Raw genomic sequence first — 14,535 nt, 5'->3', positions numbered from 1 at the left:
ATATGGCGCGCGCCGACCGCGTCCGGTGACCCGGGCTGTCGTCCGGACGACAGCCCGGTGCCGTCCACCGCCTCGTCAGGCGGCGGTGGCCAGCAGGCACGCGTCGATGTCGGTGGCCGGGAGCGGCCGCGCGAAATGGAAGCCCTGCGCGAACCGGTAGCCCAGCACGTGCAGGCGGTCCGCCTGCTCCTGCGTCTCCACCCCCTCGGCCACCGCGCCCAGCCCGAGCGTCGTGGCGATCCCGCTCAGCGAGGCCGCGATCGCCTCCTGCTGCGGGCTGCCGTTGAGCTCGTCGATGAACGACTTGTCCACCTTGAGCGTGGTCACCGGGCAGGTCCGCAGCAGGGTGAGCGACGAGTGGCCGGTGCCGAAATCGTCCAGGGCGATCCCGACGCCCAGCTCGCGCAGCGCCCGTACGGTGTTGAGGGCCGGCCCGCCGGCGAACACCGCGGTCTCGGTGATCTCCAGGGTGACCTGCTGCGCGGGCAGGTGGTGCCGGGCCAGCACGGCCGAGACCAGGGCGGGCAGCTCCGGGTCGAGCAGCTGGCGCGCGGAGACGTTGACGCTGATCCGCGGGGCCGCGTCGCCGTGCCGGTGCCGCCAGGCGGCCGCGTCGGCGCAGGCCTTGTCCAGGATCCAGGCGCCCAGGTCGACGATCAGTCCGGTCTGCTCGGCGACCGGGATGAACTCGGTCGGGGAGACCGGCCGGCCGCCGGCCGGGTGCCAGCGGACCAGCGCCTCGACCGCGCTCAGCGTGCCCGCCGGAAGCTCCACGATGGGCTGGTAGAGCAGCCGGAACTCGCCCGACTCCAGGCCCCGGCGCAGCGCCGCGGCCAGGTCCGCGTGATGCTGGGCGGAGGTGTCCAGGTCGGGGGTGTGCTGCTGGTGGCGGTTGGTGCCGATGCGCTGGGCGGCCTGCAGGGCCAGCTCGGCACGGCGCAGCAGGTCCGGCACCGCCTCGTCCCGCCCGTCCGCCGAACCCGCGGTCACGGTGACCAGCAGGTCGTGGTCGCCCACCGGCAGCGGCGCCTGGAACGCCTGCAGCAGCACCGCGGCCAGCCTTTCCGGGTCGGCGAGCGGGTGCTCGGCGGGCAGCAGGACGCCGAACTCGTCGCCGAGCAGCCGGGCGACGAGCGCGTCGCCGCCGACGGTCAGGGTGATCCGCTCGGCGGCCTTGCGCAGGATCTCGTCGCCGGTGCCGTCGCCGAGCCGGTCGTTGAGCGCGGCGAAGTCGTCCAGGTCGCAGACCGCGACAGTGGTGCCGGCGGTGCGCCGGTGCAGCGTGTCGGTGAAGTACCGGCGGTTCGGCAGGCCGGTCAGGTCGTCGTAGCGGGCCTGGTCGGCGAGCCGGTCGGCGAGCCGGCCGTTGTCCCGCAGCGCGGCGTGCTGGCGGACCAGCACCAGCACGATCAGCACCACGGCGCCGGCGGCGAGCCTCTCCGGCAGATAGCCGGCCCGCAAGGTGACGGCGAGCAGCATGGCCGCGGTCACCCCGACCGAGACGTACGGGATCCGGCTGACCGTCCGTTGCGGCAGGTCCCCGCCGAGCCCCTGCCCGACCGGCGCCGCGCCGGCGGTGTCCGCCCCGGTCTGGGCCCGGGCGGCCAGCGCCACCAGCACGCCGAGCATCGGGAGCACGGCCACCGAGGCGTTCAGGTGCGCCCACCGCTGGAAGGCCGGCGCGAGCACCATGGCCAGCGGGGGGAGCAGCCCGACCGGGCTCAGCATCCAGAGCGCCCGTCCGCACACCGGCCCGGTGCCGCTCATCCCGACCTTGACGATCGCGACGACCGCGGCGCACGCCGTGCCGACCACGATGACCCGTAGGGCGGCCGCGGCCGGGCCGCTCGGCGCCGGGATCGGCAGCACCCGCAGCAGCTGCAGCAGCACCAGGGCCGAGGCGACGCCGACGATCGCCACGTCCATCCAGAGCGTGACCGAGGCGCGCCAGGACCGGCGGCGGCCGGGCAGGCGCAGCAGGGCGAGCACCGCCAGGGCGACCGCCGTGAAGTAGAGGGCGCCGCTGAGCGGGCCGATCGCGATCATCTCGTCGGGATGCCGGGTGGTGTCCACGGTCTGCGAGATCGACCCGAGGCCGAGCACCGCGATCGCGCCGCCGAGCCGCCGCCAGAACGCCCGGCCGGCGTCGGTGCCGGTGTACGCGGCCACCAGGCAGCCGGCCGCCGCGCTGAAGACCGCGCCCCAGGCGACCGGCCACAGCGCCCAGGACGGTACGGACGTGCGGACGCCCAGGACGCCGAGGAACACGGCGACCAGCATCCACCCGCCCGAGGCGACGGCGATCAGGCCCGCCGCACGGACGGGTCGAGACGGTGAACGCATCGGGCGTGGCGCCTTTCCTCCGGTGGGCTTCGACACCTCTATCGGCATCGCCGGCCGCCGGAAAAGGGAAAGCGGCCGGGCTCAACCGGCGCGTTCCACTGCCGATGGGATGACCCGTGCATATGGCGGGATGGCAGAAGTGCCTCGTGGCAGGCGTCGTCACGTCGGCCGGTTACGCGGTGCTGCCGGGCGACGGGCCGTCGCGCGCCGCGGCGTACGCGCTCGCCGGTTTCACCTGCGTCGGCCTGATCCTCGCGGGCATCCGCCGGCACCGGCCGCAACGCACGTCCACCTGGTACGCGATCGCGGCCGGCTCCGCGCTGTGGATCATCAGCTCGACCATCTACATGGTCACCGATGCCGGCCCGTGGCCGCTGGTGGCCGGCCTGTTCTCGGCGGCCGGCTATCCGCTGCTGTGCTGGACGCTGATCGGGCTGATCCGCGGCCGGGCCCGCGCCGACGGCCGGACCGTGCTGGTCGACGCCGGGATCATCGTGGCCGGGCTGGCGCTGCTGTACTGGACGTTCGTGGTCGGCGCGACGCTCACCGACGACGCGGTGCGCAGCGGCGAGCGGCTGCTGGCTCTGCTCTTCGCGGCCGGCGACATCAGCGTGATCGCGCTGGTGTCGCTGCTGGTCACCACGCCGGGCGCGCGGAGCGCGAGTTACCGGCTGATGCTCGGCGCGCTGGCCTGCACCGGGGTCTCCGACGTGCTGGTGATCGCCACGCCCGGCGACCGGCCGTACCAGAGCGGCGGCCCGGCCGAGGTGATGCTGGTGTTCGGCAGCTTCCTGATCGCGGCCGCCGCGCTGCACCCGTCGATGCGCCGGCTGACCGTGCCGCTGGACCGGCCGCCGATGTTCGTACGCCCGCGGCTGGCTCTTCTCGCGGTTGCCATCCTCCTGGCTCCGGCGGCCGGCCTCTACCAGGGCGCGGCCGGCACCATCGACCGCGACTGGCTGCCCAGCGGCATCTGCTCGATCGTGCTGTTCGCGCTGGTGACCGTCCGCATGGTGGGCCTGGTGGGGCGGGTCGAGAGCCAGGCCCGGAACCTGTCGGTGCTGGTCAACCAGGACCCGCTGACCGGACTGGCGAACCGGCGCTGCTGGGACGAGCGGCTGGCCACGGCGCTCGCCCAGGGCGCGCTGACCGGCGAGCCGGTGATCGTGGCGCTGTTCGACCTCGACCACTTCAAGCGGTACAACGACACCTACGGACACCAGGCCGGCGACGAGCTGCTGAAGGAGGCCGCCGCGGTGTGGCGGGCGAACCTGGGCCAGGAGGACCTGCTCGCCCGCTACGGCGGGGAGGAGTTCTGCGTGCTGCTCACCGGCTACTCCGACGAACAGGCCCGGGTCGTGGTGCGGCGGCTGCTGGCGGCTACGCCGTACCACCAGTCGTTCTCCGCGGGTCTGGCCCGGTGGGACGGCGTGCAGAGCGCGGCGGAGCTGCTCGACAAGGCGGACCGCCTGATGTACGCCAGCAAGAGCGCCGGCCGCGCCCGGGTCACCAGCGACCATGTGCCGATCGAACACATCCACCCGGTCCAAGCTGGCTGACGCGCACATGTGACGTCCGCCCGCCGCCGCATAGGGTGGCGCACATGTCGCGGGGACTGGAATACCTGGATCTGCTCGCCCGCGAGGCCGCCCTGGTGGAGTTCGAGCGCCCGCTGATCGCGGCCCGGGCGGCCGGCGCCCCGGCCGGTGAGCTGGACGAGCTGGAGCAGGCGAAACTGCTCGCGCTGCGGGTGCGGGCGCTGCTCGAACGCCGGCGGCGCCGGGAGGAGGAGCTCTCCGCCCTCTACGACACCGCCGGGGACCTGGCCGGGCTGCGCGACGTCGACGCGGTGCTGCGGGCCATCGTGCACCGGGCGCGGACGCTGCTCAACGTGGACGTGTCGTACATGACGCTGAACGACCCGGAGCGCGGCGACACGTACATGCGGATCACCGACGGCTCGGTGGCGGCCAGCTTCCAGAAGCTGCGGCTGCCACCGGGCGCGGGCCTGGGCGGGCTGGTCGCGCTGACCGGGACGCCGTACGCGACGGCGAACTATCCCACCGACGCCCGGTTCGAGCACACCACCGACATCGACGGCGGGGTCGGCGACGAGGGCCTGGTGGCGATCCTGGGCGTGCCGATGCGGCTGGGCTCCACAGTGATCGGCGTGCTGTTCGCCGCGAACCGTGCCGAGCGGCCGTTCGCCCGCGAGGAGGTCGCGCTGCTGCTGTCGCTGGCCGCGCACGCCGCGGTGGCGCTGGACACCGCGCGGCTGCTCAGCGAGACCCAGACCGCGCTGGCCGAGCTGTCCGCGGCGAATGCCACCATCCAGGCGCACAGCGCGTCCGTGGAACGCGCGGCCGCCGCGCACGACCGGATGACCGCGCTGGTGCTGCGCGGCGGCGGGGTCGACGACCTCGCCGCCGACCTGGTCGACGTGCTGCGCGGGGCGTTGCTGGTGATCGACGCGCAGGGCCGCACGCTGGCCACCGCGCGCACGCCCGGCTGCCACGCGCCGTTGCCGCAGGCCGCCGAGACCACCGTCGACGAGGCGGTCGCGGCCTCCCGCGGGCAGAGGCGCGGCGTGCGCCGCAACGACCTGGTCATCGCGGCGATCGTGGCCGGCGCCGACAACCTGGGCGCGCTGGTGTTCCGGCCGGACCAGCCGCTGGCGCCGGCCGACCAGCGGATCCTGGAACGCGCCGCGCAGGTCACCGCGCTGCTGCTGCTGTTCCGGCGGACCGTGGCCGAGGCCGAGGCGCAGGTCCGCGGTGATCTGCTGGACGACCTGATCAGCCGGCCGGTGCGCGACGCGGACGCGGTGCGGGACCGGGCCGCGCGGCTCGGGCTGGACCTGGACGCGCCGTACGTTATCGTCGAGGCCGGCGACGACACCGGCGACGGCCTGCGGCAGCGCGCGGTCTCCTGGGCGCGCAGCTTCGCGGCGGGCCGCCGGGGCCTGGCGACGACCCGGGACGGCCGGGTCACGCTGCTGCTGCCCGGGGAGGATCCGGCGCGGACGGCCCGGCAGGTGGCCGGGGAGCTGAGCCGCGTGCTGGGCCGGCCGGTCACCGCGGGCGGCGCGGGACCGGGCCGCGGGACGGCCGCTGTCGCGCCCGCGTACCGCGAGGCCGGTCAGTGCCTGAGCGCGCTGATCACTCTCGGCCGTTCCGGGTCAGGCGCGGGCACCGCAGAGTTGGGGTACGTCGGTCTGCTGCTCGGTGAACGCCGCGACGTCGCCGGCTTTGTGCTGGGCGTTCTCGGCCCGGTCATCGACTACGACGCTCGCCGTGGCACCGCTCTGGTCACCACCCTCGAGGTCTACTTCGACCACGGCGGCGGGCTGGCCAAGGCCGCCGAGGCGCTGCACGTGCACGTCAACACGGTCACCCAGCGCCTGGACCGGGTGGCCCAGCTGCTCGGCGACGACTGGCAGCATCCACGCCGGGTCCTCGACCTGCAACTGGCCCTGCGGCTGCACCGCCTGCGCTCGGTGGAGGCCGACCACGTCTAGACGCGCGTGGATGTGTGGATCGGGCCCATGGGTTTCCGGACCGGCCCGGACGTAGCGTCCCGGTAACCTACGTCACATTCCCGGGAGCCCGCATGTCGATAGTCAAGGTGGTCTTCGCGTCCCTGGTCGGCACCGCCGTCGAGTGGTACGACTTCTTCCTCTACGGCTCCGCCGCCGCCCTGGTCTTCGGCACCCTGTTCTTCCCGGAGTCCGATCCGGTCACCGGCACGCTGCTCGCGTTCGGCACCTACGCGCTCGGGTTCGTCGCCCGACCGCTCGGCGGCGTGGTGTTCGGCCACTTCGGCGACCGGGTCGGCCGCAAGCGGATGCTTGTGGTGTCGCTGCTGCTGATGGGTCTCGCGACGGTCGCGATCGGACTTCTGCCGACGTACGCGAGCATCGGCGTGGCCGCCCCGATCCTGCTGCTGGGGTGCCGCCTCGCGCAGGGTTTCGCGGTCGGCGGGGAGTGGGGCGGCGCGGTGCTGATGGCCGCCGAGCACGGGGACGACGAGCGGCGCGGGTTCTGGTCGTCGTGGCCGCAGGCCGGTGTGGCGCTGGGCAACCTGCTCGCGACCGGTGTGCTGTGGCTGCTCGCGCTGGTGCAGTCGGACGACGCGTTCAACGCCTGGGGGTGGCGGATCCCGTTCCTGCTCAGCGCGGTGCTGGTGCTGGTCGGGCTCTGGGTGCGGCTGTCGGTCGAGGAGTCGCCGGTCTTCCGGCAGGCCCAGCTGCGGTTGCGGGACCGGCCGCACCAGCCGCTGCTCGAGGTGCTGCGCCGCTACCCGCGGGAGATCGTCCTGGCGATGGGCATGCGATTGGCCGAGAACATCGGGTACTACCTGGTCACGGTCATCTCGATCACCTATCTGACGACCTTCGCCGGGACCTCGGCGGACAAGGGCAAGATCCTGACCGCGCTGCTGATCGGCTCCGCGGCGCAGTTCCTCCTGGTGCCCCTGTTCGGGGCGTTGTCCGACAAGGTCGGCCGCCGGCCGTTGTACCTGGCCGGCGCGATCGGGATCGCGCTGTGGTCGTACCTGTTCCTCGATCTGATCGGAAGCCGGTCGGAACCGAAGATCATCCTGGCGATCCTGGTCGGCCTGATCCTGCACTCCCTGATGTACGCGCCGCAGGCGGCCTTCTTCGCGGAGCTCTTCGGCACCTCCGTGCGGTACACCGGCGCCTCGGTCGGCTACCAGCTCGCCTCGATCCTCGCCGGCGCGCTCGCGCCGATCATCGCGGTGAAGCTGCTCGGCGACGTCGGGCACCCGAACACCACGGCGGTCGCGATCTACATGACGACCGCCTCGGCGCTGACGGTCATCGCGGTCCTGGCGTCCCGGGAGACCGCCCGGTCGTCGCTGCGCCACGACCGGGTTCTCGCTGACGCTCCAGCAGAGCCGTCACGGTCCGTGGGGTGATCTGGTCCTGATCCAGGCCGGGCCCGGGGCGTACGACCCGCCGCCCCTGCTGCGCGCTCTCCCCGCCCGCGGCGACACCCTGCGGAAACAGAGCCGGCGGCCGGCCACGCCCGGCGTGGCCGGCCACCGCTCGCCGCAGTGCTGGGCCGCCGGTCAGGCGCCGGGCCGGGCGATGTCGCCGCGCCAGGAGCCGGTCTCGGTGCCGCGGCTCTCGATGAACTCCTTGAACCGCTTGGCGTCCGCCTTCACCTGGTGGTTGTCGACGCCGACAGCGCTGCCGACCTTCTCCGCCAGGCCCTCGGGCTCCCAGTCGAGCTGGATGGTCACCCGGGTCTCGTTGTCGCTGAGGCGGTGGAACGTGACGACCCCGGCGTGCTTCGTGTCACCGCCGGTGCTGCGCCACGCGACCCGCTCGTCGGGGTGCTGCTCGGTGATCTCCGCGTCGAACTCGCGGGTCTGCCCGGCGACCTTGGTCACCCAGTGCGTGTGGCTGTCACCGGTCTGGGTGATCGACTCGACGCCGTCCATGAACTTCGGAAAGTCCTCGAACTGGGTCCACTGGTTGTAGGCCGTACCGATCGGCACGTTCACGTCCACGGACTCGGTCACGGTAGTCACGATCTTCTCCTTTGCTCAAGGTGATCGTGAACTACCCGGGTGGGAGGGGCCCAAACCAAACTGCGTCGGTTTGTGAGTCGGTTCGGTTTTGGCTGGCACGCCGATGGGACGGGCTTGGTCGGCAAGTACCCGCGGGCGCGGTGGGTCGAGCGCGCCGTGGCGTGGGTCATGGCCGGCCGGCGCGCGTGGACGTGCCAGGGCTGCGAAGGGTGGTGCAGCTCGGTCCCGACGCGGACCCGGGGGAGAGCGCCGGCCCGAGCGGCCGGATCGCCGCACCCCCCCCGGGGCGGCGATCCGACCACGCCGGGCCTACCGCATCAGCTGCTCAGCGAGCCGGTGTAGAGCAGCCGGTTCGGCGAGCCGGACCCCGGTCCGGTGACCACGCCGGTGGTCGCCGCGCCGACGATCGCCGCGTTGACGGTGGCGACCGAGGCGCCCGGGTGGGCGGTCAGGTAGAGGGCCGCGGCCCCGGCCACGTGCGGGGAGGAGAACGAGGTGCCACTGCCGGTGTACGTCGCGGAGTCGCTGGTGCGCCAGGCCGAGGTGATGGTGACCCCGGGGGCGAACAGGTCCAGCACGGAGCCGTAGTTCGACCAGGACGCCCGCGCGTCCGTGCTGGAGGTGGCCCCGACGGTGAGGGCCTCGGTGACGCGGGCGGGGGAGGTGGTGCCCGCGTTGGCGCCCGAGTTGCCGGCGGCGATCGCGTACGGGATGCCCGCGGCGATCGACCGGCGGACCGCCGCGTCCAGCGTGGAGCTGGCGCCGCCGCCCAGGCTGAGGTTGGCCACCGAGCGGCCGGCCGCCGCGTGCGCGGTCACCCAGTCGATGCCGGCGATGACGCCGGCGGTGGTGCCGGAGCCGTTGTTGTCCAGGACGCGGACGCCTACCACGTTCGCCGACTTGGCGACGCCGTAGGTGTTGCCGGCCGCGACGGCGGCGACGAAGGTCCCGTGCCCGTTGCCGTCCTGCGCGACGCTGTCCCCCTCGACCGCGTCGTAGCCGTAGCTGGCCCGCCCGCCGAAGTCCTGGTGCGTGATCCGGATCCCGGTGTCGATGACGTAGACGGTGGTGCCGGTGCTCGGGCCGTAGGTGTAGGTGCCGCTCAGCGGCAGGGCACGCTGGTCGGAGCGGTCCAGGCCCCAGGGCGCGGAGCTCTGGGTGTCGGCGATCCGGACGGTCTGGTCGGCCTCGACGGCGGCCACCGACGGGTCGGCGGCGAGCCGTGCGGCCTGACGGGCGGTGAGGCGGGCGGTGTAGCCCTCGATCGCGTGACCGAAGACGCGGTCGACGGTGCCGCCGTAGCGGGCGGCCAGGCGGCCGGCGCGGGCGGGGTCGACGTCGGACTTGAGGGTGACCAGGTAGGACCCGTCGACGGCGGTGGCGCTCCCCGCGTTGAGGACGGTGCCGGTCGCCTCGGCGGCGTACGCGGGGGATGTCGCGACGACCGCGAGGGCGACGCCGGTGAGGACGGCGGCGGCTTGGTGACGCATGGGTGTTCCTCCCGATTCCTGGCGCCGGTCTGGCGCCTGGAAATCAGGCTAGGAAGCAAACTTTGATTGACGATCAACAATTCGTTAGGAGGTGTTCAGGGTCTTGATGCCACATTGCAAACGCCGATCATCGGCGGAGGATACCGCTCGGTAACGTCGCGGCGTAGCGTGACCGGAGGGGTGAACCGATGACCACGACCCATGGCAAGTCGGCAGATGTCTCGGAGCGGCAGGCCCGCGAGGTCGCCGAGGCCGCCCGGGAGTCCGAGTGGCGCAAGCCCAGCTTCGGGAAAGAATTGTTCCTCGGGAGATTCCGGCTGGACCTCATCGATCCGTGGCCCGCCGCGCCGCGGGACCCGGACGCCGAGGAGTTCCTGGCCCGCCTGCGGACCTATGTCGAGGAGGGACTCGACGGCGAGCAGATCGAACGGGACGCCCGCATTCCCGACGAGGCGTTCCGTGAGCTGGCCCGGCTGGGCGCTTTCGGAATGAAGATCGACAAGGAGTACGGCGGGCTCGGCCTGTCGAATCTGCACTACTGCAAGGCGTTGACGCTGATCGGCTCGGTCAGCGCGTCCACGGCGGCACTGCTGTCCGCGCATCAGTCGATCGGGGTCCCGCAGCCGCTGAAACTGTTCGGCTCCGCCGTGCAGAAGCAATCTTTTCTGCCGCGCCTGGCCGGCGGCGAGGTCTCGGCCTTTCTGCTCACCGAGCCGGATGTCGGATCGGACCCGGCCCGGCTCGGCACCACCGCCGAGCCGGTCGAGGGCGGTTTCCGGCTGAACGGGGTCAAGCTCTGGGCCACCAACGGCACCGTCGCGACGCTGCTCGTGGTGATGGCGCGGGTCCCGGAGAAGGGGATCACCGCGTTCGTCGTCGAGGGCGACTCGCCGGGCATCACCGTCGAGCGGCGCAACGCGTTCCTGGGCCTGCGCGGGCTGGAGAACAGCGTCACGCGTTTCCACGACGTGTTCGTGCCGGCCGGGAATGTCATCGGCGGGCTCGGCAAGGGCCTGCGGATCGCGCTGACCACGCTGAACACCGGCCGGCTGTCGCTGCCCGCGATGTGCGTCGGCACCGGCAAGCGGTCGCTGGCGATCGCCCGGGAGTGGTCCGCGGAACGGGTCCAGTGGGGGCGTGCGGTCGGCACCCACGAGGCGGTGGCCAAGAAGATCGCGTTCATCGCCGCGACGACGTACGCGATGGAGTCGATGCTCGATCTCTGCTGCCTGATCGCCGACGACGCGAGCAACGACATCCGGATCGAGGCCGCGCTGGTCAAGCTGTTCGCCAGCGAGATGGGCTGGCGGATCGCCGACGAGCTGGTGCAGATCCGGGGCGGGCGCGGCTACGAGACCGGCGAGTCGCTGCGGGCTCGCGGCGAGCGCGTCGCCGAGGCCGAGCGGATGCTCCGCGACATGCGGATCAACCGGATCTTCGAGGGCTCCACCGAGATCATGCACCTGCTGATCGCCCGGGAGGCGGTCGACGCGCACCTCGCGGTGGCCGGCGAGCTCATCGACCCGGAGGCCGGCCTGCGCCGCAAGGCCCGCGCCGGGGCGCGGGCCGGGAGGTTCTACGCCAGGTGGCTGCCCACGCTCGCGGTCGGCAAGGGGCAGAATCCCGCCGAGTACGGCGAGTTCGGCCCGCTCGCGACACATCTGCGGTACGTCGAGCGCGCCTCCCGCAAGCTGGCCCGCGCCACGTTCTGGGCGATGTCCCGCTGGCAGGGAAAACTCGAGCGCAAACAGGGGTTCCTGGGCCGGGTGGTGGACATCGGCGCGGAACTGTTCGCGATGTCCGCGGCGTGCGTGCGGGCCAACGCGTCGCGGCGGCCCGCCGAGCGGGAACTGGCCGACCTGTTCTGCCGGCAGGCCCGGTTGCGGGCCGAGGAGCTCTTCGTCGCGCTCTGGGACAACACCGACACCCTGGACGTGACGGCGGCGAAGCGGGCCTTGGACGGGCGGTACGCGTTCCTCGAGGAGGGTGTGGTGAACCCGGTCGGGGACGCCGCGTGGGTGGCCGCCTGGCAGCCCGGCCCGGCCACGGCGCGGGACGTGCGCAGGCGCATTTCCCCAGATCGGTGACCTGCTTTGCGATGATCTTGGAGGGCGCTCGGGTAAGGTGTCCGTAGGGTGAACGAAGGGTTGATCGCGGGAGAACGGATCGCGGGAGAACGGGGAGCCGCCGAGGGTGCCAGTCAACGATCTCGCCTCGTCCCGCGCCCGGCGACCCCATCGTCACGACGCCGACCACGAGCCGGTCCGCCCGCTCGGCCGGCGCCAGGTCAAGAACCTCGGCAAGTGGGGCTTCTGGTCTCCGCCGGGGGACCAGGCCGGCGGTGCCCGCAAGCTGGCCGCCGGAGCGGACCGCGTCGAGCTGAAGGTGGTCTCCTCCGAGCCGCAGTGCCGCGCACTGGACCTGGAGCGGCACGCGGTCCAGCACCGGCGGGTGTTCTTCCTGGACACACCGGATCTCGCGCTCGACCGGCACGGCCTGATCGTGCGCATCCGGGACATGGGCGACCGGCCGGACGACGCGGTGGTGAAGCTGCGGCCGATGGCCGCGCACACCGTGCCGAAGTGGCTGCGCCGTAAGAACACCCTGGACGTGGAGATCGACGCGATGCCGGGCCGCCGGATCCTGTCCGGATCGCTGAAGGTGCGGCTCGGGCGCGGGGTGGTGGCCCGGGCCCACGCGGCGGGCCGGCCGCTGGCCAAGTTGCTGCCGCATTCGCAGCGCCGGCTGCTCGCGTCCTGCGGTCCGGCGGGTCTGTCGCTCGGCGACCTGATGCTGTTCGGCCCGGTCGACGTGCACAAGTACAAGGTGCAGCTGCCCGGTTTCGATCGGCCGCTGTGCGCGGAGCGATGGACCTATCCGGACGGGTCGGCGGTCCTGGAGTTGTCGGCGCGCTGCGCGGTGGGCAAGGCGCCGGAGGTGGCGGCGCGGCTGACCGCGGCGCTGGCGGCGCACGGGGTCGGCCCGGCCGAGCGGCAGCCGACCAAGACGGCCCTGACCTTGCGCTACTTCGCGCCGGTCGCGGCGGCCTGAGCGGTCATCCGCCTGACCGGGCGGTCAGGCGGGCCTCGACGGCGTCCAGCAGGAAGTCCAGGGCGGACGGATAGGCGCTGTCGACCATTTCGGTGGCCAGCAGCGGCGACGCCTCGGCGATGTGCGGGTGGGTGGCGGCCGGCAGGCGGGCGTAGGTCGACCGCCACACCTCGTCCTCGGCGCGCAGCGCCGCGTTCGGCAGGGCCAGCGACGCCGCGTCGAGCGCCGCGAAGGCCAGCGTCTGGTCGATGAAGGCGTGGTAGGCGCGGACCGCCTCGGCGACCGGGAGGCCGGCGGTACGCAGCACGCCCAGCACCGCCTCGTCGGCCGCCAGCTCGTTCGCCCGGCCGGTGACCCGGCTGGTGGTCAGCACCGCGGCCTGCGGGTGTGACACGTACGCCGCGTGGATGCGCACCCCCAGCGTGCGCAGGTCGTCGCGCCATGCGCCGGTCGGGGCCCAGCCCTGCAGGGCCTGGCCGATGAGGGTGTCGCCGATCGCCAGCGTCAGGTCGTCCATACCGCGGAAGTACCGGTACAGCGTGCTCGGGTCGCAGTCGAGCGCGAGCCCCAGCCGCCGGGCGCTCAGGCCGGCACTGCCGTGCTCGCGGAGCAGGCGCAACGCCGTCTCGACGATCAGATGTTCGGACAGCACCGTCCCGGACCGGGTCGGCCGCCGGCGGCGCCGTCTCTCCTCCCTGACCACTGCCTTCGGCACCGGGCCCACCTCGACTTTCTTATGCCAACACAGTTGACCTTACGGTACGGCCGGAAGTTTGATCTGTGGCGGGGCCCCAGACCACTGACCCGAAAGGCAAGGAAAGGAGCAGGCCATGCGTGTCCTGCTGGTAGGCGCGGGCGGCGTCGGCACGGCGATCACCCGGATCGCGGCGCGGCGGCCGTTCTTCGACGAGATGGTGGTGGCCGACTACGATCTGGATCGGGCGCAGGCCGCGGTGACCTCGGCCGGCGACCCCCGGTTCCGGGCCGAGCGGGTGGACGCCTCGGATTCGGCCGCCGTCGTCGCGCTGCTCCGCCGTACCGGTTGTGACGTGCTGCTCAACGCCACCGACCCGCGCTTCGTGATGCCGCTGTTCGAGGCGGCCCGCGCGGGTGAGGCGACCTACTTGGACATGGCGATGTCGCTGTCGCAGCCGCACCCGTCGCGGCCGTACGAGCAGACCGGGGTGAAACTCGGCGACGCCCAGTTCGAACAGCACTTCTTCTGGCAGCGCGACGGCCTGCTGGCCCTGGTCGGGATGGGGGTCGAGCCCGGCCTGTCGGACGTGTTCGCCCGCTACGCCGCCGACGAGCTGTTCGACGAGATCGAGGAGATCGGCGTACGGGACGGGGCGAACCTGACCGTCGACGGCTACGAGTTCGCGCCGTCGTTCAACATCTGGACCACGATCGAGGAGTGCCTGAACCCGCCGGTGGTGTGGGAGGACGGACGCGGCTGGTTCACCACGGCGCCGTTCAGCGAGCCCGAGGTGTTCGACTTCCCCGAGGGCATCGGGCCGGTGCAGTGCGTGAACGTGGAGCACGAGGAGGTGCTGCTCATCCCGCGGTGGGTGGGCGCGCGCCGGGTGACCTTCAAGTACGGGTTGGGCGAGGACTTCATCCGTACGCTGCGCACCCTGCACCAGATCGGCCTGGACAAGACCGACGGCGTGATCGTGCCCGGCCCGAACGGCCCGGTGACCGTCTCGCCGCGGGACGTGGTCGCGGCCACCCTGCCCGACCCGGCGCAGCTGGGGGAGCGGATGCGCGGCAAGACCTGCGCCGGCACCTGGGTGCGCGGCACCAAGGACGGCGCGCCCCGCGAGGTGTACCTCTACCACGTGGTCGACAACGAGTGGTCGATGGCCGAGTACGGCTGCCAGGCCGTGGTCTGGCAGACCGCGATCAACCCGGTCGTCGCCCTGGAGCTGCTGGCCACCGGGGCGTGGAGCGCTACCGGCGTGCTCGGCCCGGAGGCGTTCCCGCCGCGGCCGTTTCTGGACCTGCTCACCGCGTACGGCTCCCCCTGGGGGATGCGCGAGCAGACCGCCCTGGTCGCCGCCTAGCCGAGACCTTGATGGTGATGGCAGGATCACGG

10 protein-coding genes are annotated in these 14,535 nt (G+C 72.8%); 6 read left to right on the top strand and 4 right to left on the bottom strand.

Features of this window, described 5'->3' with window-relative positions; all coding sequences use genetic code 11:
* Window positions 1–75: 75 nt before the first annotated feature.
* A complete protein-coding gene (locus tag Asi03nite_RS29775) occupies window positions 76–2,343 on the bottom strand; it encodes a putative bifunctional diguanylate cyclase/phosphodiesterase (protein ID WP_203683814.1) in 2,268 nt (755 codons plus the stop codon).
* 146 nt (window positions 2,344–2,489) lie between these two features.
* On the opposite strand from Asi03nite_RS29775, the gene Asi03nite_RS29770 reads away from it, so the two are divergent.
* The 3 genes from Asi03nite_RS29770 to Asi03nite_RS29760 all read left to right on the top strand — a co-directional run bounded on the left by Asi03nite_RS29770 (window position 2,490) and on the right by Asi03nite_RS29760 (window position 7,281).
* Window positions 2,490–3,902, top strand: a complete 1,413-nt coding sequence (locus Asi03nite_RS29770; protein WP_203683813.1) for a GGDEF domain-containing protein — start codon at window positions 2,490–2,492, stop codon at window positions 3,900–3,902.
* 44 nt (window positions 3,903–3,946) lie between these two features.
* Window positions 3,947–5,860, top strand: coding sequence for a helix-turn-helix domain-containing protein (locus Asi03nite_RS29765; RefSeq protein ID WP_203683812.1), 1,914 nt, complete (start codon window positions 3,947–3,949; stop codon window positions 5,858–5,860).
* Window positions 5,861–5,952: 92 nt separating this feature from the next.
* Window positions 5,953–7,281, top strand: a complete 1,329-nt coding sequence (locus Asi03nite_RS29760) for an MFS transporter (protein ID WP_203683811.1) — start codon at window positions 5,953–5,955, stop codon at window positions 7,279–7,281.
* A 153-nt stretch (window positions 7,282–7,434) separates the two neighbouring features.
* Here the strand turns inward: Asi03nite_RS29760 and Asi03nite_RS29755 are convergent, their stop codons facing one another.
* Both Asi03nite_RS29755 and Asi03nite_RS29750 read right to left on the bottom strand, forming a co-directional pair.
* Window positions 7,435–7,899, bottom strand: a complete 465-nt coding sequence (locus tag Asi03nite_RS29755; protein WP_203683810.1) for an SRPBCC family protein — start codon at window positions 7,897–7,899, stop codon at window positions 7,435–7,437.
* A gap of 317 nt (window positions 7,900–8,216) precedes the next feature.
* On the bottom strand, window positions 8,217–9,389 hold the full coding sequence (locus tag Asi03nite_RS29750; RefSeq protein ID WP_203683809.1) for a S8 family peptidase: 1,173 nt from the start codon (window positions 9,387–9,389) through the stop codon (window positions 8,217–8,219).
* 188 nt (window positions 9,390–9,577) lie between these two features.
* On the opposite strand from Asi03nite_RS29750, the gene Asi03nite_RS29745 reads away from it, so the two are divergent.
* Both Asi03nite_RS29745 and Asi03nite_RS29740 read left to right on the top strand, forming a co-directional pair.
* The gene (locus Asi03nite_RS29745; RefSeq protein WP_203683808.1) at window positions 9,578–11,476 is read left to right on the top strand and encodes an acyl-CoA dehydrogenase family protein; all 1,899 of its coding nucleotides are present in this window, start codon (window positions 9,578–9,580) and stop codon (window positions 11,474–11,476) included.
* 106 nt (window positions 11,477–11,582) lie between these two features.
* Complete coding sequence (locus Asi03nite_RS29740; RefSeq protein ID WP_239103026.1) at window positions 11,583–12,440, top strand: CYTH domain-containing protein; 858 nt, start codon at window positions 11,583–11,585, stop codon at window positions 12,438–12,440.
* A 4-nt stretch (window positions 12,441–12,444) separates the two neighbouring features.
* On the opposite strand, the gene Asi03nite_RS29735 is transcribed toward Asi03nite_RS29740, so the two are convergent.
* Window positions 12,445–13,155 (bottom strand): TetR/AcrR family transcriptional regulator, encoded by a 711-nt coding sequence (locus Asi03nite_RS29735; RefSeq protein ID WP_203683807.1) that lies wholly within the window; start codon window positions 13,153–13,155, stop codon window positions 12,445–12,447.
* 115 nt (window positions 13,156–13,270) lie between these two features.
* On the opposite strand from Asi03nite_RS29735, the gene Asi03nite_RS29730 reads away from it, so the two are divergent.
* Window positions 13,271–14,503, top strand: coding sequence for a saccharopine dehydrogenase family protein (locus Asi03nite_RS29730; protein ID WP_203683806.1), 1,233 nt, complete (start codon window positions 13,271–13,273; stop codon window positions 14,501–14,503).
* Window positions 14,504–14,535: the final 32 nt, after the last annotated feature.

This window comes from Actinoplanes siamensis (genome assembly GCF_016862395.1).
Lineage (GTDB): Bacteria > Actinomycetota > Actinomycetes > Mycobacteriales > Micromonosporaceae > Actinoplanes > Actinoplanes siamensis.
This window is presented reverse-complemented; position numbering and strand designations above follow the sequence as displayed.

What these genes read in the sequence shown, in the direction of transcription:
- Asi03nite_RS29745 (WP_203683808.1), top strand. Translation starts at nt 9,578, where the DNA reads ATGACCACGACCCATGGCAAGTCGGCAGATGTCTCGGAGCGGCAGGCC.
- Asi03nite_RS29750 (WP_203683809.1), bottom strand. Translation starts at nt 9,389, where the DNA reads ATGCGTCACCAAGCCGCCGCCGTCCTCACCGGCGTCGCCCTCGCGGTC.
- Asi03nite_RS29775 (WP_203683814.1), bottom strand. Translation starts at nt 2,343, where the DNA reads ATGCGTTCACCGTCTCGACCCGTCCGTGCGGCGGGCCTGATCGCCGTC.
- Asi03nite_RS29760 (WP_203683811.1), top strand. Translation starts at nt 5,953, where the DNA reads ATGTCGATAGTCAAGGTGGTCTTCGCGTCCCTGGTCGGCACCGCCGTC.
- Asi03nite_RS29730 (WP_203683806.1), top strand. Translation starts at nt 13,271, where the DNA reads ATGCGTGTCCTGCTGGTAGGCGCGGGCGGCGTCGGCACGGCGATCACC.
- Asi03nite_RS29765 (WP_203683812.1), top strand. Translation starts at nt 3,947, where the DNA reads ATGTCGCGGGGACTGGAATACCTGGATCTGCTCGCCCGCGAGGCCGCC.